Raw genomic sequence first — 22436 nt, forward strand, 5'->3', positions numbered from 1 at the left:
CTCAACCACCCGTGCCGATCGCCCGCCCGGCTCCGCGCAGTGCGGAAACCGGGCCTATGGTGCCCTCAGCCTTTGCCAGGCACATCGGCGAATTATCCCTTGGCGGCGTCGAGCCAAGGTTTCCACACCGTCTCGTTCTTGTCGATCCATTCCTTGACGACGGCGTCGAGATCCTTGCCTTGCTTGTCGACGGCCAGCATCATCTTCTGCTGCTCGGTCGCATCCATCTTGAAGGCCTTGAGGAAGGCGTAAGCCGCCGGCCATTTGGCGCCAAAGCCCGACCAGACGATCTTGTCGACGTCGGGTGGGGTGATGCAGTGCTCGTTGGTCTGCTCCTTGCAGGGCGGCATCGTCACCCAGCCGACGTCGTTCTCGGCCAGCGCGTAGTGCGGACCCCAGAACATCATGATGAGCGGCGTCTTGGCGGCTTCGGCGGCTTCCAACTCGGCCACCAGCGCGCCTTCGGAGCCCGACGGCACAGCGGTGTAGGGCATGTTGTTGTCGGCAAGGATGGTGGCCGCGCGCGAGCCCCAATCGGCCGGATAGTCGAGGAAGCGGCCGTTGGGCGCGGTTTCGGGTGTCGCCAATGCCTGCACGCATTCGGGCTTGTTCAGCGCAGTCCAGTCCGGCAGGCCGGGGCAGACCTTTTCCATGAATTTCGGATAGATCCAGCCTTCCTGCGTCTTCAGATCGAGCTTGCCGATATCCTCGATCTGCTTGGCGGCCAGCACCTTCGGATAGATGTCGCCGACATTGTTCAACCAGATCTCGACCGATGCGCTGAGCGAGCCGTCGGCGAGACCAGAAAACTGCGGGAAATTGCCGGCGGTGACGTATTCGACTTTATAGCCGAGCTTCTCCAGAAGCTGGCCTGCGATGTGCGTGGAGACGTGCGCGCCCGTCCATTCCAGCATGGCGAGCTTGATCGGCTCGTCCTTCGCGCCAAGATCGGCGCTTTGCCCGGCCGTCGTTGCGGCAAGCATCAGCGCGAGGCCAAGACCGGCCCCTTGCAAGGCATTTCTTATTTTCATGTCAGTTCCCCTGTCTGTTGATGGTCCTTCCGTCTATGCCGGTCTCCTCCCACGAGACCGGAATCCATCGCCCCCCACCGACGCTACCACAAGGCGCCGCCGGTGATCTGGATGTTTTCCATGGTGATCCCCCTGGCGAGGTCCGAGCAAAGGAAGACGGCGAGCGCCGCGATTTCCTCCGGCTGCATCATGCGCCCCTGGGGATTGCCTTTCCTGAACTCGTCCATCAGTTCCTCTGCGCTGCGGCCCTTGCCTTCGCGCTCGACGACCTGCGCCACGTTGCGGCGCATCAGCTCGGTCTCGACCCAGGTCGGACTGATCATGACGCAGGTGACGCCGTGTGCCGCGCCTTCGAGCGCCACGCAACGCGTCAGCCCGAGCAGGCCGGCCTTGGAGGCGCAGTAAGCAGGATTGTCCTTCCAGCCGACGGAAGCCGCGGTCGAGCCGATGTTGACGATGCGGCCCCAGCCGCGTTCGATCATGCCGGGCAGGACCGCGCGGGTCGTACGGAACGCCCCGGTGAGATTGGTGTCGACGATCTTGTCCCAGAGCTCGTCGGAATGGCCGCAGACCGGTTGCTCGGCCGTGGAGCCGGCGGCGTTGACCAGGATGTCTGCCGGGCCGACTGCCGCCTGGGCTTCGGCAAAGAAGAGATTGGTGAGCGCGCTGTCGCGCACGTCGAGATGGGCGGCGTGCGCCTTGGTGCCGTGGGCAGCCAGCGCTGACGTCACGCGCTCGATCTCGTCGGCGCCGGGATAGTAGGCGGCATCCGCCCTGTCCGCGTGCGGCGGCGCCACGTAGGAGCCGACGGCGACATTGGCGCCGGCCTTGGCGAGCGCCGTGGCGATGGCAAAACCCATGCCGGAAAAGCCGCCGGTGACGATGGCGCTGCGGCCGGTGAGGTTGGTCATCGCGAACGTGCTCCGTGTTCACACTGCAAGATAGCCTCCGTCGACGACCATTTCGGAGCCGGTGACGAATTTCGATTCGTCCGAGGCGAGGTAGAGGACCATGTAGGCGATGTCGTTGGGTTCGCCGAGGAAGCCGATCGGATGGCGCGACAGCGCTTTCGCCTTCTCCTGCTCGAGCGTGCCCAGATCGCGCAGATAATTCTCGGTCTGCGGCGTCCAGATATAGCCGGGGTGGATCGAATTGCAGCGGATGCCGTAGCGCTGCTCGGCACAGTGTACGGCCACCGCCTTGGTCAAGGTGCGCACGCCGCCCTTGGAGGCGCAGTAGGCGGCAAGATCCGCCTCGCCGATGACGCCGTCGATGGAAGAGAGATTGATGATCGATCCGCCGCCGGATTTCTTCATCAGCTTGATGCCTTCCTGGCAGCCGAGGAAGACGCCGTCGAGGTTGATCGCCATGGTGCGCCGCCATTCGGCTAAAGAGGTATCCTCGATGTTCCGAGCGATGGCGATGCCGGCATTGTTGACCAGCACGTCGAGCCGGCCGAAGCGCTGCTCGATCGCCGCCATGACCGAGGGCCAGTCCTCAGGCTTCGACACGTCATGGCGCAGAGCCAGCGCTTCGCCGCCGACCCTGACGATCTCGGCCGCCGTGTGGGTCGCGAGGCCCTCGTCGATGTCGCTGACGACGAGCCTGGCGCCTTCCGACGCCAGCAAAAGCGACGACGCCCGTCCGAGGCCGAGACCGGCCCCGGTAACGAGCGCCACCTTACCTGCGACGCGGCCCATTTGCGGCATCAGCCTCCTTTGTTCGACGGCTCCAGCGGCTTGCCAAGCCAATCGCGATAGAATCCTTCGAGATCGGGCTCGAAATCATGCACGATCGGATAGCCGGGCGCCGCCGCCTCGACCTCATGCAGCGTGCCACATTCAGGGCAGATGAATTCGCGGATCTCCATCCAGTCCGGATCCGGCAGATCGCTGTTGGGGTAGATCTCGCGCAGCGTCTCCTCGCTGTCGCGCACGATGATCGCCGCCTTCAGCTTCCAGTTCTTGCGATAGTCGCCGAAGGAATGGCCGCATTCGCATTTCGTCACCCGCTCGTCGCCGCTCTGGCAGATGAAGAGATGGTCGCCGACCGGAAGCAGGATCGGATCGCTCCAGCCGACGCGGTCCTGCAGCACCGAGACATATTTGAAGAAGCGGTCGTCGTCCTTGTAGGCGCTCATGATGCGGCGCGTCTGCGGCCAGGGCAGCGTGCCGGCAACCAGGTCGGCGATGACTTCCTTGCTGTATGAGGTCATGGTCCCTTACTCCACGCCGAAGGTCGATTTGGCGTCGACATCCCAGAAGGTCGAAAAATCCTTGGTGAAGCGCGGCGAAAGCTTGATCGCGCTGACATACATCTTCCTCACCTCGGGCGCGAAATCGGCCGCCTTCACCCGCTCGCGCTCCTTGGCGATCCATTCCGAAACCGGTTTTGCACGAGCCAAACGTCGCGCCCGCATCTCGGCACGATGGCGCTTGGTGGCGTCCAGATTGGCGACCGGGAAGCCTTCCTCGTCCTCATCGAGCACGATGCCGAAGATGCCTTCGGCAGCCTCCTTGGTGAGGAAGCCGTTCTCGACATCCCAGGCGGTCTTGACCGGATCGCGCTCGAGCACATCGCCGTAACCGCCGCCGCCATTGTAGGAATGGGTGAAGACGTCGCCGGTCTTATGCGGCGCTGTGATGTAAGGCCCTTCCAGCGTCACATGCTCGCCTTCCAGCCGGACCTCGAGTTCGGAGCGGTACGGGTTGGTGCCGGTGTGGTGGGCCAGCGGCGCGCCATTTTCGGCCAGCTCGAAGATGTTGCTCTCGCGCACGGCGCGGTGCTTCTGGCAGGTCGGCGCCGGATAGCCGCCGCAAAGCCCGCCATTGTCGAACACGCGCGAGGAATGTTCGGACGTGACCAGCCTGAGATGATCGGTCTTGCTCACCAGCCAGGTCGACAGGAAGGAGCAGCCGCCGCGATATTTGCCGGCGCCGCCGGAATTGGGAACGATGGACCTGCCGATATAGAGCATCGGCATGTTCTGTTCCCAGATCTCGATATTGCCCATGTCGGATTCCGGGTTCCAGCCGACATAGGCGGTGTCCAAGCCGTCCTTGATCGCGAGCGCGCCGGACCCGGCGGCGGCGCATTCGAAATGCGCCATGCCGAAGGGCGTGCCGTATTGGCTGGTGCCCCCCATCTCGATCATCGGGCTGTTGACCTGGCCGACAAAGGCCTCCTCGACGAAGCCGCGGGCGATGAAGGAGCGCGACAGGAGCCGCTGGAAGACGCCATAGGCGGGCAAAAGCAACGCCCAGGAAGTCGCCGTCGCCACCATCTCGTTGTCGGGGTTGGTCCAGGTGCCCTTGGGCAGCTTCAGTTCGGTCGCCATCCAGGCGCCGTCATTAACGAGACCTTCGAAATTCATGTGCTGCGTCAGCGTCACGAACATGCCGCCATCCATGCCGGCCGGCGTGCAGTTCATCGAATGGTAGCCCCAGGGCTGCGTGCCCTCGAAGTCCATGACGATCTTGCCGTCGGTGGTGATCTCCATCTCGATCGGCATGTTGTAGAGCCAGTCGGGATCGCCGAGCGGCTGGTAGCCGGGCTTGCCCTTGGTGACGTGCCCGTAAAAAGTGTGGCCGCGATAGATGCCGGGCACAGTGAGCTGGCGCGTGCGGGCGAGCTGGGCGCGGCGACCCTCCTCGATGAATTCCTTCGACACCTGCATCCAGTAGTCGAGGCCGATCTCGTCGATCAGCGCCTTGACGCTTTCGCGCATGTCGATGCACGACGCCACCTTGGCCTTCTCGTCGAGCACCCAGTAGATCGGCATGCGGAGATTGCGCTCGCAGCGGATGACGTAGTCGCGGCGAAGCTCGTCGTTCTCGCCGACCTTCTCGGCGCAGACGAAGAGGCCCTCGGTGAAACGTTCCTGCGCCAGCGCAACGTCGCCGCCCGGCGTGATGCCGCCGGCTTCGAGCTCGTGGCAGACCGCACCGGCCCAGCCGACGAGCTTGCCGGAATGGAAGATCGGCACCACGTCCATCACATCCGGCACCTGCACGGTGCCGATGAAGGCGTCATTGTTGGCGAAGATGTCGCCATCACGGATCTGCGGGTTTTCCTCGTAGCCGTTGCGGATCATCCATTTGATGAAGCGGCTCATCGTGTGCACATGCACCATGATGCCGTTGGAAAGCGCGATGGCATCGCCTTCCGGCGTGTAGATGGCGACGACCATCTCGCCGACCTCGCGCACGCCGGGCGAGGCGGAGATGCGGCGCGCCATCTCGCGGGCCGATACGCAGTAGGCGCGCAATTTGGTGTGCAGCGTCTCGAATTTCAGCGGATCCTGGTTGCGCAGCTTGAGCTCGGTGATGCCGTCATAGCAGCCGGTCTCGTCCATCAGCCGTTCGGATTCGAGCAGCCTTTCGCGGATGCGCAGCGCAGAGGCGGGTTTGTCCAGCATGGCGTTCGCCCTTCTCAAGCGTGAGTGTAGTGCAGCAGCGTCCATTCATCGACATGGACGCGATCCTGCGGATGGACGACGAGCGTCGTCGCCGGATGTTCGATGATGGCGGGGCCGACAACTTCGTGGCCGGGTTGCAGCAAGTCCATCTCGTAGAGATTCGCCTTGTGCCAGCGGCCCCCGATATAGGCCTCGCGCACGCCCTTGTGGGCGGACGCCGGATCGGATTTGCCGAGCGGCCGCTTGACCAGCATCGGCTTGACCTTGTCGGCGGTGGCGATCAGCCCGAGCTCGGTGATCGAGAAGCCGGCCTCGCCGTAGCGCGAGACGCGGTGGTTGACCTTGGCATAGACCGCCTCGAACTCGGCGATGACCTTGCGCATGTCGTCGGCCGAGCGAACCGCCGACAGCGGCGCCATGACCTCGACGTCCTCGAGCTGGCCGGTGTAGCGCATCATCAGGAACGGCACGGTCTTGATCTTGTCGTGGCTGTGGCCGTCGGCGATCATTTCGTCGACCGCAGCCTTGGTGAGATCGTCCCAGACATTGGTCACCTTCTTACCAAAGGCCTGCAATTCGTCATCGCTGGCGCGGGCGCCGATGTCGATCTGCGTCGACACCGAATGGCGGCGCATGAAATCGGCCGTGGTGCAGCCGAAGGCCGAGAAGGCTGCGGCGAACTGGAAGGTGATGATGTCCTTGAAGCCGATGCCCCTGGAGCAGCCGGCGAGGTGCAATGGCCCCGAGCCGCCATAGGACAGAAGCGTGAATTCCGAGGGGTGAATGCCCTGGCCGGAGATGACGCGGCGGAGCGCATTGTTAGCGTCGGCCTCCAGCATGTCGATCATGCCTTCGGCAGCTTCCTCGACACCGACGCCGAGCACGCGGGCGCATTTCTCCTCGAAGGCTTTGCGCGCCTTCTCGACCTGCAGCACGACCTTGCCGCCAAGGAAGTAGTGCGGGTTCAAGCGGCCGAGGATAGCATCGCAATCGGCGATGGTTGGTTCGGTGCCGCCCTTGGCGAAGCAGATCGGGCCGGGATCGGAACCGGCGCTTTCCGGTCCGAGCGAGACTTTTCGGGTCAGCGGGTCGACCTTCAGGATCATGCCGGCGCCAGCGCCGATCGTGTCGAGATGCAGCGTCGGCACGTTGAGCTTGAAGCGGTCCATCAGCGGCTCGTTCTCGATCCGCGTCTGGCCGCGCGTGATGACGCCCATGTCGAAGGACGTGCCGCCCATATCCGAGCAGATTAGCGAGTCGTTGCCAATCAGCTTGCCGACATAGGCCGCGCCGAGAATGCCGCCGATCGGCCCGGAGATCATCGTCTCGTGCAGGCGCGGATGGTCGATCGAGGTCAGGCCACCGAAGGAGAGCAGCGTCTGCACGCCATATTTGAAGCCGTATTTCTTGGAGACGTCCTCAATGCCCTTGAGCTGCTTGCGGCCGCGCGAAGTGGCGTAGGCCTCGATCAGCACCGAGTTCAGCCGCGACTGCTCGCGGATGACCGGACGCACCTCATGGCTGGTGTAGACGAGGATGTCGGCGCCGGCGGTGGCGATCTCCTCGCGGCAGATCTCGGCAATGCGTTTCTCATGCGCCGGATTGACGTGAGAGAAGATGGTCATGATGCAGATCGCCTCGACCTTGTCGGCAATCAGCTTCTTGGCGGCCGCATGCACCTCGTGCTCGTAGAGCGGCAGGATGACGTCGCCGAACTGGTCGATGCGCTCGGTGACGCCATGGGTGCGGCGGCGCGGTACCAGCGGATCGGGATGGTGATGGGTGACCGCGTGCAGGCGGTCGGCATAGGAATAGTCGGCCCAGGCCTGCAGGCCGCGCCCCATCAGGATCATGTCCTCGAGGCCCTTGGTGGTGATCAGCCCGAGCTTGCGGCCGGTGCGCGACAACAGCGTGTTGAGCATGCCGGTGCCGGAATAGAGCACGACATTGACGCCTGAGAACAGGTCCTGCAGCGAGATGCCCCAGGCATCGGCCGCATCCTCGGCGGAGGCGAGGAAGCCCTCGGCCTCGTTCTTCGGAGTGGTCGCCGACTTGCCGATCTTGAAGTGGCCGTCCTGATCGACAAGGATCGTGTCGGTCATGGTGCCACCGGCGTCGATGCCGATGACGATTGGGTTGGTGGTAATCTGGTCCACGGGTCGCTTTCCCTTGCCGAGAGTGACCGCAGGCTAGATTCCCAAAGCCGGATCGCGCCATATGCCTAAAGACACAATGACGCTTGGGCCGGGTTCGCCGAGAAAAGGGCATGCGCATGGGCAACATCTGGGCGCCGCTGGCCAAAGCGATCGCCGCCACCGGCACCGACCGGCATGTCGACTGCCTGATCGACCTGATCGGCGCCGACATCGCGCATGACCTGGTGACGGTGACGCGCTACTCGGCGACCAAGACGCCGGAATTCGTCAAGCACCGGCGCTTCTCCGACGAGATGGTGCGGCGCTATCTCGACAATTACTACGTCTTCGATCCGTTCTATGCCTCGTGGCGCAGCCAGCGCCGGCTAGGCATCATGCCGCTGAAAGGTCTGGCCAACGAGGAGGCCAAACGCGGGCAGTACATAGCCGGTTTCCTGGCGCAGTCGGAAATCTGCGACGAGGTCGGCATCATGCTGGCCGATGGCGGCGACTGGTGCCTCGGCATCTTCCTCGACCGCTCGACGGTGTCGTTCAAGGACAGCGAGATCGCGCTGCTCACCGAGCGATTGCCGGTGTTCGAGGCGCTGCATGCGCTGGACATCAAAGCACGCGGCTCAGACTTCTCCCGCACCTCGGCGCCCAGTGGTCCCGGCGCCTCGCCGCAGCAGAAGCCCAGAATTCCGGAAAGCCTCTGGCCCGAGCTTTCATCGCGCGAGCGCGAACTGGTGCAGCTCATCCTCGCCGGCCATCCCACCGCCAACATTGCCGAGCGGCTCGGCATCACCGTCGGCACGGTGAAGAACCACCGCCGCCGCATCTATGAAAAGCTCGACATCACCACCGAGCGTGAATTGTTCCTGCAGTTCTTCCAACATCTGGGTCCAGCAGCGTAGCTGACATCGGTCAGGAGCAGCGAAATCGCTGCCGGCCCGCTTGCAGCCCAAACGCCGACCGCAGCTTATCCTTTGACTTCCGGGGGTGGAAACGTCCCTACAGGTTAGTCGCTGTAAATCTCTCGATCTCGACAAGAACTGACTGCGCGGACGGACCTTGCCCGAGGTGAGAGGTACCTTCATCGCGAGTAAGCTCGGAAGAGAAATCATGTTGACGCTCTGCCGATTGTGATACGGCGCGACATTCGGCCTGGGTGGCTTGTCACCGGCCTGACGCCTGGAACGAGCTGGTCAGAGATCAGCCGGATGTAGTGGCTCTATCAAGCCGGTCGCCGCTGCCCGTGGGGCACGATCGGGTCACTGTGTCCGCCAGTCATACTCTTGCCGGAACCCAAGGACGTCGCGCAGCTTCCGGTTGGAGATCGGTCCCTCAAATGCGTCCATGGCGCGGGTGACCGGTATGTTGGGCACATGCTTCCTGAGAAACTCCGCCGTCGGCAATTCAGACACGATGGTGTCGTTGACGGCGTTGAATATCTGGAATCCCAAGCCGTCCCTCTCGACGCACAGGTCGACGATCTGACCGAGATCGCGCACGTCCATATAGGTCCAGGCGTCGCGCCGCCGCTTCGAGGGATCGGCCAGGAATTCCGGAAAGCGGGCATAGTCCTTCGGCTCGACGACGCCACCGATCCGCAGGGCATAAATGTCGGCTCCGGTGCGAGAGGCGAAAGACCGCGCGATCTTCTCGCCTAGCAGTTTGGAAAGGCCGTAGCTGTCGGTCGGATCGGCGTCGTAGTCCTCATCCATCGGAAACGACTTGAAATCGCGTTCGCCTTCGGCAAAGCAGACGCCATAGACCGTCTCGCTGGAAGCCGTGACGATCTTGCGTATGCCGAGCTTGGTGGCGGCCTCGACCACATTGTAGGTCGACTGCACATTGGCGGCGAACATGGCGTTGTCCGGCCGCAGGAATATCCGCGGCAGCGCCGCGAAATGGACCACCGCATCGACCGGCCGGCGGCCCTTGCCGCCGAAATATTCATTGAACCCGAAATGCAGCGTCAGTGCATTGTAGGCTTCGCCGGCGTCGGCAAGGTCGGTGATGACGGTGTCGACGCCCGGCACGTCGAGCGGAGTCAGGTCGAGGTTGAGGACCTGATGCCCGCGTTTCAGCAGATAAGGTATGACGTGGCGGCCGATCTTGCCGCTGCCGCCGGTGAAAACGATCCGCTTGCCCATGGCCTCCTCCTGACGGTCTCTTTTTGCCGAGCAGCGCAGCGCCCGGCCAGAAGAGTCTCCATCCGATCATCCGCTACTCAAAAATGCCGAAGCCAGGAACCGCGTGCTTGCACACACCATCCATGTCGAGCTCGACGCCGATGCCGGGAACGTCGGACACCGCGATATGGCCGTCCTCGACGATGGACCTTGCGCCGTCCGGCAGGCGGACATAGCTGTCCCACGCGTGCCGTTCCTCGAGCGCGTGCCATTCCAGCACCAGGAAGTTCGGCACACTGGCGCAGACATGGCAGGTCGCCATCGTGCCCAGCGGCGTCGACACCAGATGCGGCGCGAAGGGCACATAATACATCTCGGCGAGGTTGGCGATCTTGCGGCTTTCCGCAAGGCCGCCGCATTTCGGCACATCGGGCATGACGACGTCGGCCCCGTAATTCTGGAACAACTCGCGAAAGCCCCAGCGCAGATAGAGGTTTTCACCGACGCAGATCGGCGTTTTCGTACGCATTCTGATCTGCTTTAGAGCCTCGACATTTTCCGCCGGGATCGGCTCTTCGAGCCACAGAAGATTGAAGCGCTCCATCTCGGCGGCGATACGGCTGGCGCTCAGCACGTCGTAGCGCGCATGCAAATCGATGCAGAGATCGATGTCGGGGCCGACCGCTTCGCGCACCGCCGCCACACGCTCCACCATGAAGCGGAGTTCCGCGCCGTTGATGGTGTGGTTCATCCGGTCGAATTTCGTTGGATGGTGCAGATTGTCGATGTCGAACTTGAGCGCGGTGAAGCCCTCCTCAACCATGCGGCGCGCGCGCGCCGCACAGCCCTGCGGCGATCCCGATTCGTCATCGCCGTCGCCGCAATCGGCGTAGAGCCTTATCCGGTCGCGGAACTTGCCGCCGAACATGCGGTAGAGCGGCTGGCCGGCGGCTTTCGCCGCCACGTCCCACAGCGCCATTTCGAGCCCGGTGAGGGCGATGAGAAAGACGCCGGCCTGCGCGCCGGAAAACACGTGATCGCGGCGGATCTTGTCCCAGCAATATTCGACATTGCGCGGATCCTGGCCGATCAATTCCGACTTCAGTTCCGAAATCAGCCCGACGATTGCGGCGGCACCTGCATCGGGGTTGGCTTCGCCATAACCGGAGATACCGGCGTCCGTATCGATCCGGATCAGCGTCGCCTTGCCGTGATAGGCGACGACCGCTGTCTTGATATCCACGATCTTCATCGGATCCTTCTCCCCGTAATGGCGTCGCACTTTACAGCATACAATTCTGGCTAAATGCCAACTTGTCTAATAAGCATACACGATTGCCGAATAAGGCGTAAACCCCCTTTGAGAGATTTTGCGTCAGCCGGCTTCAGAGCCTCCCGCCTTACCTTGAATTATTTGGGAATTTGCGGTTTTTGGCGACGAATTGCGATTCCCGGAGAACGCACTTGTTAGACGAGTATATAAGCGTATAAATTGGGTAACGGCAGGGCCATGGCCCATATATGCCGGCAATCGGGAGGAACAGGATGCAACAGCGACAGCTGGGATCGTCGCCGGTCAAGGTATCGGAAATCGGACTTGGGACTTGGGGCATGTCGGGCGCGTTTTGGGGCGCGGCCGACGATAAGGAATCGATCCGGGTGATCCGACGCGCGCTCGAGCTTGGCATCACGCTAATCGATACGGCCGAGGCCTATGGACACGGCCATGCCGAGGAAGTCGTCGGCGAGGCACTGGCCGGCCGTCGCGACAAGGCCGTCATCGCGACCAAGGTCGCGCCCAATCATCTGGAACCCGCCGCGATAGAGGCGGCGCTCGACGGTTCGCTGAAGCGCATGCAGACAGACCATGTCGACGTCTATTTCGTCCACTGGCCGAACTCGGAGTTTCCGATCGGCCCGACCATGGAGATGATGGAGCGGCTGCGCGCGTCAGGACGGATCAAGGCGGTCGGCGTCTCGAATTTCAACACCGCCGACATGGACAGCGCCCGCCAACATGGCGTCATCGACGTGCTGCAGCCGCCCTACAACATGCTCTGGCGCGAGGTTGAGGCCGAAACGCTGCCCTATTGCCGCAAGCACAATATCGGCGTCATGCCATACAGCGGCCTGGCTCAGGGACTGCTCACCGGCACGCTGTCACCGGACACGAAATTCGTCGAGGGCGATGAGCGGCGCACAACGGTGCTGTTCCAGCCGGGCACCTATGAGCGGGCGGTGAATGCCGTCGACCTCCTCAAGCCGATCGCGGCGCGCTACGGCAAGACGGTTCCGCAGCTTGCGATCCAGTGGCTCACCAGCAGGCCGGGCGTCAGCTCGCCGCTGGTCGGCGCCCGCACCGTCAAGGAGCTGGAGGAAAACGTCGAGAGCGCCGGCTGGACGATCTCCGACGCGGACATTGCCGCCATCGACAGGATCACGGCCCCGATCTGGGCGGAAATCAAGGACAAGGGCGACATGTTCGGTTTCCGCGCACGCCAGCGCCAGGAACAACAAGCGAAGAGGGCCTAGGGCCCCCTCTCAATTCAACGCCCTGTCCTCCCGGCACGCTGCGGCGCGGCCAGCGCAAATGCTGGCTGCGCTGCTTCTTCACCGAGGCAAGCCGACCGCGGTGGTTTTCTTGAGGTGCCGGCGCATCGCTTCTTCGGCTCGCTTTTCATCGCGCGCCACGAGCGCCTCGTAGATTGCCCTGTGCATTTCGGTTGCCGAGGGGAGCGCATGCGGCATCTGATTGCTGATGCGCCTGCTTGCCATCTGCCACCACCGAGACGAATACATGAAGCGGTCGAGAATCCTGTTCTGCGCTGCCCGGCAAATCTCCATGTGGAAATCCAGATCGAGCTTCAGATAGGCATCCGGATTGTCTTCGCTCGCCGACATCGCCGCCAGCAAGGTGCCGAGACGCTCGAGGTTCTCCTTGGTCATGTGCTTGGCCGCGATGGCGGCGATCGCCGGCTCGATGATTATCCGCGTCGCGTGCGCTTCGGCCAGGATCTCGCGCATCTGCTCGGGCGGCAGCCAGTCGATGAGCAATGGGCTGAGGTAATCCCACTCCTCGGCGGGGCGCAGCACCACGCGCCGTCCCTGCGCGATCTCGATCATATCGAGCGACGCCAGGATCTTCAGCGCCTCTCGCGCAACCGCGCGCGAGACCCCGAACTCCTGAAGGATCTGCTGTTCCGACGGCCCCTGGGCGCCCGCGACACCGCTGCCGGCGATGCGTCGCGCCAGCACACCAGCTACCTGCTTGGGCAAAGTTTGAAGCTTGACCTCGACGGTATCCATCACTAACATCCACTTGTCTGATAAGCTTATAGGCTGATAGCTAGATATGCAGTCAACTTATCTCATAAAAACGCTCACTAGCCTATAACACGGCCTGCGGAAAGGGATCGAGCGGTGTCCAGTCGCCGTGCCCTGTTGCCGCCGTCCGAGATCAAGATCGATACGCCTTACCAACTGAGGCGTGTTGGAGCGCAAGTGCCCGATCGCCCGGAGGCTCGCAAGCGTCGTCCGGGAACCCATACAGGCAGTCTCGCCGCGGGAGGAGCACGCCGGCGGACTGTCGAGGGCGAAAGTCGTCGGCCGTCCCTGGACGGACCGATCCATCAAACCAGGAGGAGATTGTGATGTCCGGAACCTTATCGAGACGCAAATTCCTTGCCGCGAGCGCGGCGGTGACGGCCGGCTCGCTTGCCGCGCCGTGGGTTGCCAGGGCAGACGCTAAAGAGATCACCGCATTGCTGATCACGGGCGGCCCGCTCTATCCCAAATATTGGGAGAAGATCGTCCAGGACTTCACCGCCAAGACCGGCATCAAGGTTCGCTACGACCTCCTGGAATTCACGCCCCTGACGGCGAAGGTGGTCACGTTGAGCGCGGCACGGTCGAGCCAGTACGATGTCTACAGCACCCACACCGCGCAGATCGATTCCTACTTCAACCATTTCGCGCCGCTGAACAGCTATTTCAGCGACTCCGAGCTGGCAGACTTCTATCCCGTCGCGGTTAAATACCTGCGCGATCCCAAGACCGGAAATCTGGCGGCGATTCCGCGCAACATGGATGCGCGCGTTCAGTATTACCGCAGCGACATCTATCAAGAGAAGGGCCTGAAGCCGGCCGGAACCTGGGAAGAACTCGTCGATGTCGGGCTAAAACTCACTGGCAACGGGCACTATGGCCTTGTCGTGCCGGGGCAGGGGGACCCCGCCCAGCGCACCTTCAGCGACCTGCTTTGGCAGGCAGGCGGCGACTGGGTCGACCAGGCCAACAAGCCGGCGTTCAATTCCGAAGCCGGCATCAAGGCGCTCACCTTCTATCGCGATCTGATCCAGAAGCACAAAATCGTGCCGCCCGACGCCGTTGGCTATCAATGGAACGAGAACTCGACCGAATTCTCGTCCGGTACGGTCTATGCCACTTTCGATTGGCCGGGCGCCTTCGCCACCCTGTCCAATCCGGAAACCTCGCGCGTCGTCGGTAAATGGTCGACGGCGCCCTATGTGCGGGACAAGGAGGCGATCTCATGCGCCATCTCGCATGCCATGGCGCTGAACGGCCAATCCGGACGCAAGGAACCCGCCGTCGAGTTCATCAAATACACGGTCAGTACCGACGCCCAGCGGCTCCAGTTCGACCAGTTCACCAACTTCCCGAGCAGCCAGAGTCTGGCCAAGGAAGTGATCGCTGCGGCCAAGGGCCCGCAGGCCACTTGGCTGCAGCAGCTCGAGACGACGATCGCGAACGGTAAGGAATGGCCCAAGCTCGCCGGCTTCTCGAAGGTCTGCACCTTGATGTTCTCGGCCATCGAGCAAGCCCTGTCAGATCAGGTTTCGCCCGCCGACTCGCTCAATCAGGCGGCGAAGGAGGCGGAAGAGATCATGCGCCGGGCCGGAGCTTACGACTGAGAATGGCGGCCGTCGCACAGCACCGGGCGCCAGGGCGCCGGCGACGTTCGCCGCTGCCCTACACCTGGCAGAGAGGTTACCTCCTGGCCAGCCCGGCGCTTCTCGTCATGCTAGCCATCCTGATCTATCCGCTCGGATACTCCTTCGTCATGAGCTTCTTCCGCTGGGATCTGAGCGGGTCGGCGCCATTCATCGGAACGGGAAACTACACCGACGGGCTCTTTGGCCGCCAGTTCAACCAGGCGCTGCGAAACCAGACCATTTTCAGCGTCGTTTCCATCACGATCGAAGTGGTGGCTGGCATGGCGATCGCCGTGCTGGTCAACGGCAAATTGCGCGGCATGCGGCTTGCGCGCACGTTGCTTTTGGTTCCGCCGATGATTGCGCCCGCCGTCGTCGGCCTGAACTTCCGATGGCTGTTCAACACCCAATACGGCTTGGTCGATGCGCTGCTGCGCATGTTCAACCTGCCTGACATTCCGTGGCTCAACCACCCGACCTGGGCGCTCGTCTCGGTGATCGTCGCCGATGTCTGGCAGAACACGCCACTGATGGTGCTTCTGTTCCTTGCCGGCCTGCAATCCCTGCCGCAGGAGCCGCTCGAGGCAGCCACGGTGGATGGCGCGACGCCGTGGCAGCGCTTCTGGCACATCGTTCTGCCGCTGATGCGCCCGGTCATCATGATCGCGCTGATGCTGCGCATCATCGACACCTTCCGCACCTTCGACGTCGTCTGGCTGATGACGCAGGGCGGCCCGGGCGGCGCCACCAATCTGCTCAGGGTCTATTCCTACCTGCTGGCGTTTCAGGCGGTGGATTTCGGACACGCGGCGGCGGTCTCCTACATCGCGCTGGGCATGTCGCTGTTCGTGCTCGCCCTGCTCTACGGAGTGCCGTGGCTGATTGCGAAACGGAGGGCGATATGAGCGAAGCTGTCATCGTCAGCGCACGTTCCATGCCAAAGCGCCGGCGCCGCCGGTTCACGGCGGGAATCGCCGGTCAGTATTTGGCGCTAGTCGTCACAGTCGCGCTCACCGTCTTTCCGCTGGTGTGGCTGTTCCTGACCTCGATCCGAAGCTCGGCCGATATCTTCTCGGTTCCGGTGCACGTCATCCCCGAGACAGCGACGCTGACGCAGTACGTCTCCGTTTTCGCCCAGTACGACACGATGGGCTATGTCTGGAACACCGTCATTGTCTCGGTGGCGACGGTCATTCTTGTCCATCTGCTGGCCATCCCCTGCGCCTATGCGCTGTCGCGCTTCAGGATGCCGGGCGCCATGCTGATCTTCGGGCTGCTTTTGATCATGCGCATGATCCCGGTCATCGCGCTTGCTATCCCGCTCTTCGCCGTGTTCGCCGCCATGGGCCTGCTCGACACTGTCTGGGCGCTGATCCTCAGCCATACGGCCGCCAAGCTGCCGGTTGCCATTTGGCTGCTTCTGGGCTTCATCCAGGATGTGCCGAAAGAGATCGAGGAGGCCGCCCAGTCGGATGGCGCCGGCACCGTGCGCACGCTGGTCCAGATCGTCGCGCCTCTGATTGCGCCGGGCATCGGCGCCAGCGCTGTCATCACCTTCCTCTTCACCTGGAACGACCTGCTGCTCGCGCTAACGCTGACCTCGAGCAAGGCCGCGCAGACGCTGCCGGTCGGTCTCACCAATTTCGTCTCGCAGTTCGGCATCGACTGGGGCGCCATGTCGGCTGCCGGCGTGCTCATGGTCATCCCGACTTTGGTGTTCGTCTGGTTTGCCCAGGGGCTGCTGGTCAAGGGGCTCACGACCGGCGCGGTTCGCGGCTGAACGGCTTCGACTAAGGTTGAATGCAACTGAGTGACGATTAGCGAGGTTTCGCACCTCGCCGCGCATTGGAGGAAATAGAATGGAAGCTGACCAGATACCGGCGATACCGGACATTTCCCGGCCGCCACGAGAACTGGTCGACGCGCTGGCGGCGATCGGTTCGGCGACACTGGCCAGCGAGCTTTACCACAAGATGGGCATTCGCGACCCGCAGATCCGTGGGCCGCGTCCGCTGAGGCTCGGCAGCACAGCGGCGGGGCCGGCCCTGACCCTCCAGTGCATGCCGAAGCGCGAGGATCTGTACAACGAGACGGAATACGAGGAGCCGGAGCGGCAACTGCACCGGCACGTGCTTTATCCCACTCAGCCCGGCGACATGGTGGTGGTCGATGCCCGTGGCGACATGGGCAGCGGCATCTTCGGCGAGATGATGCTGACCTATTTCGCCGGGCGTGGCGGCGCCGGCGTCGTTATCGACGGCTGTATTCGCGATTCCGCCCAGGCGGCTGCGCTCGACATCGGCATCTGGGTGAGGGGCGTCACGCCGAATTTCCATGCCCAGACCAACATCGTTCCCTTCGCCGTCAACGTTCCGATCGCCTGCTCGAACGTGCTGGTCATCCCGGGCGATATCATCGTCGCCGACGACGATGGCGTGGTCGTCGTGCCGGTCGGCCTTGCCCCCAAACTGGTCGAACTCGCCGGCGCGCATATCGAGTGGGAAGAGTTTTCGCGCTTGCGGCTCGCGCAAGGAGGAGACCTGCGGAAATACTACCCGTTGAGCCCCGAGGGCGAGGCTGAATACCGCGCATGGCGGCAGGCTCAACGAAAATGAGCCGTGCCGGTACGGGAGAAGAATAGGTGTCTGCAATCGAGATAGAACAGCTCGGCAAGAGCTTCGGGGCGGTGGAAGTTCTGCGCGACGTCAACATCGAGATCGCCAGCGGCGAGTTCGTGGTCCTGGTCGGTCCGTCGGGCTGCGGCAAGTCGACGTTGCTGCGCATCATCGCGGGGCTCGAAGAGCATACGACTGGCGAGATCCGCATCGGCGGACGCGTCGTCGACGAGATGCCGGCCAAGTCGCGCGACATAGCCATGGTGTTCCAAAGCTATGCCCTCTATCCGCATATGAGCGTGGCCGACAATATGAGCTTCGCGCTGCGGCTGGCCAAGGTTCCCCGGGAAGAGATCGTTTCCAGAGTGAAGGCCGCGGCCGAGATCCTCGGTCTGCAGGACCTGCTCGGGCGCATGCCGCGTCAACTGTCCGGCGGCCAGCGCCAGCGTGTCGCCATGGGCCGCGCCATCGTCCGCGACCCTGCGGCCTTCTTGTTCGACGAGCCGCTCAGCAATCTCGATGCCAAGCTGCGCGTGAAGATGCGTGCCGAGATCAAGAAGCTGCACCAACGGCTGGGACGAACCAGCATCTACGTCACCCATGACCAGACAGAAGCAATGACGCTCGCCGACCGCATCGTGGTGTTGAACAAGGGCCGCATCGAACAGATCGGCACCCCTTCCGAACTCTACGAGAACCCGGCCAATCTGTTCGTCGCAGGCTTTATCGGCTCGCCGGAAATGAATCTCATCAACGGTCGCATCCAGAGTGGCGCATTCATCGCTGAGCAGGGGCTACGCCTGCCCTTGCCGCACGAGACAGGGGACAGGCAGGGCGTGGTTTACGGGATTCGTCCTCAGCACATCGCTGTCGGCGGAAGCCACGCAAAGGCGAGAGTCCAGGTGGTCGAGCCGACCGGTGAAGCGCAGGAAATCACCTTAGCCGCCGATGGCGTCGACCTGATGGTGGAGATCCGGGGCCGGCCGCCCTTCAAGCCGGATCAGGAGGTGAACCTGGAGATCATGGTGAATAAGGTGCACCTGTTCGATGCCGAGAGCGGCAGGGGGATAAATTAAGGGAGCCTGTCCTCTCCGGAGTGTCCCGCTTCGAGTGAGCTATGCCGCTGGTGTCTTCCCGGTGATCATATCCGCCGCCTTCTCGGCCATCATGATCACCGCTGCGTTGGTGTTCGATGATACGATGCGTGGCATCACCGAGCTGTCGCAGACGCGTAAGCCTTGCAGCCCGCGCAGGCGCAGTTCCGGATCAACGACGCTGTCGGCATCGCCGCCCATGCGGCAGGTGCCGACCGGGTGATAGGCGCTGCGGCCATGCTGGCGGGCAAAGGCTTCGAGTGCCGCGCGGCCCTTCGTCGCCGCTCCAGGCAAATGCTCGCGGCTGATGTATTTGGCGAAGGCCGGCTGAGAGAGGATCTCGCGACTGATCTCGATGCCGTCGATGGCGCGTTCGACGTCGTAGCGCTCGGCGAAGGGATTGGGATCGATGACCGGCGCATCGCGCAGATCCGCCGAGCGCAAAGTGACGCTGCCGCGCGAACGCGGCCGCACATGGTAGGAATTCAACGTGCAGCCATTGCCGCCGGGGACCGAGCCGATGCCTTCCTCGACACCGGCGCCGGGCAGGAAATGAAATTGGATATCTGGCGTTTTTTCCGAGCGGTCGCCCCACCAGAAACCGCCGGCTTCGACGATGTTGGAGGCAACCGGTCCTTTGCCGAAGAGTGCATATTCGAGGCCGGCGACGGCCTGCCAACGCTTCTTCTTGTAGCGGTCGATGCCGTGCGGCCCGTTGAGTTCCGCGACGACGTCCACGTCCATGTGATCGTGTAGATTCTGGCCGACCCCAGCGAGATCATGCACAGCTTTGATGCCATGCTTTTCGAGATGCGCGGCAGGGCCGATGCCGGACAGCATCAGGAGCTTCGGCGAGCCGATGGCGCCGGCGGTGACGATGACCTCGCGCTCAGCGCGCAGCAACTTGGCGCGACCGTTGACGATGATCTCGACGCCGACGGCCCGACCCCTCTCGACGACGACGCGGCTGACCGTGGCGCCGGTGCGCAGCGTCAGGTTCCCGCGGCCGAGCGCCGGTTTCAGATAGGCGACCGCGGTGCTCGAGCGCCTGCCATTGCGCGTCGTCGTCTGGTAGAAGCCGGCGCCTTCCTGCTCGCCGGCATTGAAGTCGGCGCGGAAGGGTAGGCCAGCCTGCTGCGCCGCCTTGACGAAGATCCTGGTCAGCGGGTGCGGCGTGCCGCTGGAAACGCCGAGCGGTCCGTCGATGCCGTGCTGGGAACCGGCAAAAGTGTCGTTGCCCTCGGACCGAACGAAATATGGCAGCACATCGGCGTAGCTCCATCCCGCGCAGCCGAAGTCGGCCGCCCAGTCGTCATAGTCCTGTGGGCAGCCGCGCGTGAACACCTGGGCGTTGATCGAGGAGCCGCCGCCGAGCACGCGCGCCTGCGGGTAGACCATGACGCGGCCGTCGATCTCCTTGCCCGGTGCCGCGTCATAACCCCAGATCAGCGGCCCGGACGTCATCTTGAAGAAGCCCACCGGCATGTGGATGTATCGGTCGGTGTCGGGCGGCCCGGCCTCGAGCAGGACGACGGACAGGCCTGGATCCTCGCTCAGCCTCGCGGCAAGCACGCAGCCGGCCGAGCCGCCGCCAACGATGATATAGTCCGCCATTCTCGCTCCCTTGCCGAGGCAAATCCGGCCTCGCGCTTTTACGCGCGACGATCTCAAGTCGCTTGTGCCACGTCAAGAGAAAGGGTATGGTTGCCGTGTTGAAGGGTTGTCGTACAAGTAGAGGAACTTGACGGCCCGTCTCCGGAGGACCCGGCCGCGCTCCCTGCGCACGAGCCGGGCGGAAACAATTCAATCGGGAGGTTCGAAATGAAGGACAGCAATGGTCTTGTTTTTTCCGGCAGGGTGAGCCGCCGGACGCTGATGCTGGGCGCTGCCGCCGGGGCGGCGACGCTGGCGATGCCGAATGTGCTGCGCGCGGCCGACAAGCCGACGCTGGTGACGTCGATCCGCTCGTTGTCCAATCCCTATCACGCGGTGTGGAAGACCGGCGCCGAGGCTTATGCCAAATGGGCCGGGCTGGAGCACGTCACGCTGGTCTCGGAAGGCAACAGCGAGAAGGGCATCGCCGATATCAAAGCGATGCTGGCCAAGACCAACGGCAACATGGTGCTCAACTCCGATCCCAACGACACGCCCGACGCGCGCCCGATCGTCGAAGCATGCGCCAAGGCCGGCGCCTATGTCGTGACGCAGTGGAACAAGCCTGCCGACCTGCACCCCAAGGACTTCAACCCGAACTATGTCTCGCATATCGAGTTCGACGGCATCGCCAGCGGCAAGACCATCGCCGAGATTCTGTTCAAGGCCATGGGCGGCAAGGGCGGCATCGTCGCGCTCGGCGGCCTGATCTCGACTACAGCAGCGATTGAACGCAAGAAGGGCCTCGATGCTGCGCTCGCCGCGAACCCCGACATCAAGCTGCTCGACTTCCAGGTCGCAAACTGGAAATCCACCGAGGCCTTCGACCTGATGGGCAATCTGCTGACCCGTTTCGGTGACGACATCAAGGGCATCTGGGCCGCCAATGACGACATGGGCTCCGGTGCGCTCGAAGCGCTGCGCGCCGAAAACCTCGCCGGCAAGGTGCCGATCGTCGGTGTCGACGGCATCAAGACGGCGGTCGACGCGGTGCGCACCGGCGAGTTCGCCTGCACGATCACCTCGGATCCGTTCTGGCAGGGCGGCATGGGGCTGGCTATCGGCTACAACGCCAAGATAGGCAAGTTCGACCCGGCCAAGGAGCCGCCGGAACACCGCGAATTCTACGGCAAGGCGGTGCTGATCTCGCACGACAATGTTGAGGAATATTACAAGACCAATGTCGAGTCGAAGCCCGAGATTGACTGGAACGATCTCTGGGGCCGGGTGACCGGAGCGATCCGGGCCTGACCCGTTTGGGGCGGGCCGGCTTCTCCCTGGCAGCGGCCCGCCCCTTTTTGCCGGCGTCTTGCGCCCGCGGCCACGACGCCTGTCACCAGCAGACGGGAAGCGGTTTGTTGACAATCGATACAGAACCCCTGAAGTCCGTTTCGGACATCGAGCGGACAACGCTTATGACATTCCTCCCCGGCCGCATCGCCACTATGCTCGGCGGCAGGCGCTGGCGCAGGCTCGCGCCGTTGGCGGTGCTGGCAGTGCTGTGCGTTCTGATCACCATCGCCAATCCCAATTTCATCGAGCTGCGCAATCTGGTGCGGCTAGCGAACTCCGCCGCCGTGCCGCTGACACTGGCGATGGGCCTGACATTCATCATTCTGATGGGCAGCATCGACCTTTCCGTCGAGGGTACCCTGTCTGTGGCGGCGATGGTGGTGGTGCTGCTCGCCGCCAATGACAGCAACGGCAACGATTATGGTTGGTGGGCGGTGCTGGCGGCGATCGCCGCCGGCACGGTCATGGGCCTCATCAGCGGTCTCGTCCAGACGATGCTGCGCATCCCGTCCTTCATGGCGACGCTCGGCATGTGGTTCATCGGACTTGGCCTGTCGGTCTATATGCTGGGCGGCTCGGCCATACGACTGAACGACGCCTCGATCCGCAATCTCGCCTTGCACCGTTTCCTCGGCCTGCCGCTGGCGGTCTGGGTCGCGCTCGGCGCGTTCGCGCTTGCAGCGGTCATCCAGTATCACACCAGGCTTGGCCGCCACATATTGGCGATCGGCGGCGACGAGGACGTGACCAAGCTCTCCGGCGTCAATGTCGTGCGCGTGCGGATCGCGGCGTTTGCGCTGGCCGGCTTCTTCTTCGGCATTGCCGGTGTGCTTGCCGCGGCTCAGCTCGGCCAGTCGCACGCCGTCATCGGCGACGGCAGGCTGTTCGCGGCGGTCACGGCCGTCGTCGTCGGCGGCACGGCGCTGACCGGGGGCGAGGGTGGCGTCGTCAATACGCTGATCGGTGTGCTGATCGTCACCGTTTTGGCCAATGGCATGATCCTGCTCGGCATCTCGCCTTACATCCAGCAGACGGTGCAGGGCCTGATGATCATCGCGGCGGTGGCGCTGTCGCTCGACCGCGTTCGCCTGAAGATCGTGAAGTGAGCGCC

The 22436-nt window shown here is 63.3% G+C and carries 19 protein-coding genes; 9 read left to right on the forward strand and 10 right to left on the reverse strand.

The window, feature by feature from the left end; genetic code table 11:
* Positions 1-92: 92 nt before the first annotated feature.
* From LB523_RS00775 to LB523_RS00800, 6 genes are all read right to left on the reverse strand, one after another.
* The gene (locus LB523_RS00775) at positions 93-1031 is read right to left on the reverse strand and encodes an ABC transporter substrate-binding protein (protein WP_224542991.1); all 939 of its coding nucleotides are present in this window, start codon (positions 1029-1031) and stop codon (positions 93-95) included.
* Positions 1032-1114: 83 nt separating this feature from the next.
* Positions 1115-1942 (reverse strand): SDR family NAD(P)-dependent oxidoreductase, encoded by an 828-nt coding sequence (locus LB523_RS00780; protein ID WP_224600564.1) that lies wholly within the window; start codon positions 1940-1942, stop codon positions 1115-1117.
* A gap of 18 nt (positions 1943-1960) precedes the next feature.
* Positions 1961-2731 carry a glucose 1-dehydrogenase gene (locus LB523_RS00785; protein WP_224600565.1) on the reverse strand — a complete coding sequence of 257 codons (771 nt, stop codon included), beginning with the start codon at positions 2729-2731 and terminating at the stop codon, positions 1961-1963.
* A gap of 8 nt (positions 2732-2739) precedes the next feature.
* Positions 2740-3246: an acetone carboxylase subunit gamma gene (locus LB523_RS00790; protein ID WP_095768577.1), complete on the reverse strand. Its 507-nt coding sequence runs from the start codon at positions 3244-3246 to the stop codon at positions 2740-2742.
* A 6-nt stretch (positions 3247-3252) separates the two neighbouring features.
* The gene (locus LB523_RS00795; protein ID WP_224600566.1) at positions 3253-5448 is read right to left on the reverse strand and encodes a hydantoinase B/oxoprolinase family protein; all 2196 of its coding nucleotides are present in this window, start codon (positions 5446-5448) and stop codon (positions 3253-3255) included.
* A gap of 14 nt (positions 5449-5462) precedes the next feature.
* Complete coding sequence (locus LB523_RS00800; protein ID WP_224600567.1) at positions 5463-7604, reverse strand: hydantoinase/oxoprolinase family protein; 2142 nt, start codon at positions 7602-7604, stop codon at positions 5463-5465.
* Between the two features lie 110 nt (positions 7605-7714).
* On the opposite strand from LB523_RS00800, the gene LB523_RS00805 reads away from it, so the two are divergent.
* Positions 7715-8497: a helix-turn-helix domain-containing protein gene (locus LB523_RS00805; RefSeq protein WP_140839218.1), complete on the forward strand. Its 783-nt coding sequence runs from the start codon at positions 7715-7717 to the stop codon at positions 8495-8497.
* 357 nt (positions 8498-8854) lie between these two features.
* Here the strand turns inward: LB523_RS00805 and LB523_RS00810 are convergent, their stop codons facing one another.
* Together LB523_RS00810 and LB523_RS00815 are read right to left on the reverse strand one after the other, a co-directional pair.
* Positions 8855-9739 (reverse strand): NAD-dependent epimerase/dehydratase family protein, encoded by an 885-nt coding sequence (locus tag LB523_RS00810; protein WP_224600568.1) that lies wholly within the window; start codon positions 9737-9739, stop codon positions 8855-8857.
* A 73-nt stretch (positions 9740-9812) separates the two neighbouring features.
* Positions 9813-10970: a mandelate racemase/muconate lactonizing enzyme family protein gene (locus tag LB523_RS00815; RefSeq protein WP_224600569.1), complete on the reverse strand. Its 1158-nt coding sequence runs from the start codon at positions 10968-10970 to the stop codon at positions 9813-9815.
* 293 nt (positions 10971-11263) lie between these two features.
* Between LB523_RS00815 and LB523_RS00820 the strand changes: the two genes are divergently transcribed.
* Positions 11264-12250 (forward strand): aldo/keto reductase, encoded by a 987-nt coding sequence (locus tag LB523_RS00820; protein ID WP_224600570.1) that lies wholly within the window; start codon positions 11264-11266, stop codon positions 12248-12250.
* A gap of 78 nt (positions 12251-12328) precedes the next feature.
* Here LB523_RS00820 and LB523_RS00825 read toward each other — a convergent pair whose 3' ends face one another.
* Positions 12329-13024 (reverse strand): FadR/GntR family transcriptional regulator, encoded by a 696-nt coding sequence (locus LB523_RS00825; protein WP_224600571.1) that lies wholly within the window; start codon positions 13022-13024, stop codon positions 12329-12331.
* A gap of 344 nt (positions 13025-13368) precedes the next feature.
* Between LB523_RS00825 and LB523_RS00830 the strand changes: the two genes are divergently transcribed.
* The 5 genes from LB523_RS00830 to LB523_RS00850 all read left to right on the forward strand — a co-directional run bounded on the left by LB523_RS00830 (position 13369) and on the right by LB523_RS00850 (position 18361).
* Positions 13369-14649 carry an ABC transporter substrate-binding protein gene (locus tag LB523_RS00830; protein WP_224523132.1) on the forward strand — a complete coding sequence of 427 codons (1281 nt, stop codon included), beginning with the start codon at positions 13369-13371 and terminating at the stop codon, positions 14647-14649.
* Between the two features lie 2 nt (positions 14650-14651).
* Positions 14652-15575, forward strand: coding sequence for a carbohydrate ABC transporter permease (locus tag LB523_RS00835; protein WP_224600572.1), 924 nt, complete (start codon positions 14652-14654; stop codon positions 15573-15575).
* Positions 15572-16450, forward strand: coding sequence for a carbohydrate ABC transporter permease (locus LB523_RS00840; protein WP_224600573.1), 879 nt, complete (start codon positions 15572-15574; stop codon positions 16448-16450). The genes LB523_RS00835 and LB523_RS00840 overlap by 4 nt, the downstream gene beginning before the upstream one ends.
* A 94-nt stretch (positions 16451-16544) precedes the next feature.
* On the forward strand, positions 16545-17285 hold the full coding sequence (locus LB523_RS00845; protein ID WP_224600982.1) for a ribonuclease activity regulator RraA: 741 nt from the start codon (positions 16545-16547) through the stop codon (positions 17283-17285).
* Positions 17286-17311: 26 nt separating this feature from the next.
* Positions 17312-18361, forward strand: coding sequence for an ABC transporter ATP-binding protein (locus tag LB523_RS00850; RefSeq protein ID WP_224600574.1), 1050 nt, complete (start codon positions 17312-17314; stop codon positions 18359-18361).
* A 39-nt stretch (positions 18362-18400) separates the two neighbouring features.
* Here LB523_RS00850 and LB523_RS00855 read toward each other — a convergent pair whose 3' ends face one another.
* Complete coding sequence (locus LB523_RS00855) at positions 18401-19993, reverse strand: GMC family oxidoreductase (protein ID WP_224600575.1); 1593 nt, start codon at positions 19991-19993, stop codon at positions 18401-18403.
* Between the two features lie 207 nt (positions 19994-20200).
* On the opposite strand from LB523_RS00855, the gene LB523_RS00860 reads away from it, so the two are divergent.
* On the forward strand, positions 20201-21283 hold the full coding sequence (locus LB523_RS00860) for a sugar ABC transporter substrate-binding protein (protein WP_224523128.1): 1083 nt from the start codon (positions 20201-20203) through the stop codon (positions 21281-21283).
* Between the two features lie 164 nt (positions 21284-21447).
* Positions 21448-22431 (forward strand): ABC transporter permease, encoded by a 984-nt coding sequence (locus LB523_RS00865; RefSeq protein WP_224600576.1) that lies wholly within the window; start codon positions 21448-21450, stop codon positions 22429-22431.
* Positions 22432-22436: the final 5 nt, after the last annotated feature.

It is taken from the genome of Mesorhizobium sp. ESP-6-4 (assembly GCF_020164735.1).
In the GTDB taxonomy this organism is placed as follows: Bacteria; Pseudomonadota; Alphaproteobacteria; order Rhizobiales; family Rhizobiaceae; genus Mesorhizobium.

What these genes read in the sequence shown, in the direction of transcription:
- LB523_RS00810 (WP_224600568.1), bottom strand. Translation starts at nt 9,739, where the DNA reads ATGGGCAAGCGGATCGTTTTCACCGGCGGCAGCGGCAAGATCGGCCGC.
- LB523_RS00835 (WP_224600572.1), top strand. Translation starts at nt 14,652, where the DNA reads ATGGCGGCCGTCGCACAGCACCGGGCGCCAGGGCGCCGGCGACGTTCG.
- LB523_RS00785 (WP_224600565.1), bottom strand. Translation starts at nt 2,731, where the DNA reads ATGGGCCGCGTCGCAGGTAAGGTGGCGCTCGTTACCGGGGCCGGTCTC.
- LB523_RS00855 (WP_224600575.1), bottom strand. Translation starts at nt 19,993, where the DNA reads ATGGCGGACTATATCATCGTTGGCGGCGGCTCGGCCGGCTGCGTGCTT.
- LB523_RS00830 (WP_224523132.1), top strand. Translation starts at nt 13,369, where the DNA reads ATGTCCGGAACCTTATCGAGACGCAAATTCCTTGCCGCGAGCGCGGCG.
- LB523_RS00805 (WP_140839218.1), top strand. Translation starts at nt 7,715, where the DNA reads ATGCGCATGGGCAACATCTGGGCGCCGCTGGCCAAAGCGATCGCCGCC.
- LB523_RS00780 (WP_224600564.1), bottom strand. Translation starts at nt 1,942, where the DNA reads ATGACCAACCTCACCGGCCGCAGCGCCATCGTCACCGGCGGCTTTTCC.
- LB523_RS00860 (WP_224523128.1), top strand. Translation starts at nt 20,201, where the DNA reads ATGAAGGACAGCAATGGTCTTGTTTTTTCCGGCAGGGTGAGCCGCCGG.
- LB523_RS00815 (WP_224600569.1), bottom strand. Translation starts at nt 10,970, where the DNA reads ATGAAGATCGTGGATATCAAGACAGCGGTCGTCGCCTATCACGGCAAG.
- LB523_RS00775 (WP_224542991.1), bottom strand. Translation starts at nt 1,031, where the DNA reads ATGAAAATAAGAAATGCCTTGCAAGGGGCCGGTCTTGGCCTCGCGCTG.
- LB523_RS00840 (WP_224600573.1), top strand. Translation starts at nt 15,572, where the DNA reads ATGAGCGAAGCTGTCATCGTCAGCGCACGTTCCATGCCAAAGCGCCGG.
- LB523_RS00790 (WP_095768577.1), bottom strand. Translation starts at nt 3,246, where the DNA reads ATGACCTCATACAGCAAGGAAGTCATCGCCGACCTGGTTGCCGGCACG.
- LB523_RS00825 (WP_224600571.1), bottom strand. Translation starts at nt 13,024, where the DNA reads ATGGATACCGTCGAGGTCAAGCTTCAAACTTTGCCCAAGCAGGTAGCT.
- LB523_RS00865 (WP_224600576.1), top strand. Translation starts at nt 21,448, where the DNA reads ATGACATTCCTCCCCGGCCGCATCGCCACTATGCTCGGCGGCAGGCGC.
- LB523_RS00795 (WP_224600566.1), bottom strand. Translation starts at nt 5,448, where the DNA reads ATGCTGGACAAACCCGCCTCTGCGCTGCGCATCCGCGAAAGGCTGCTC.
- LB523_RS00820 (WP_224600570.1), top strand. Translation starts at nt 11,264, where the DNA reads ATGCAACAGCGACAGCTGGGATCGTCGCCGGTCAAGGTATCGGAAATC.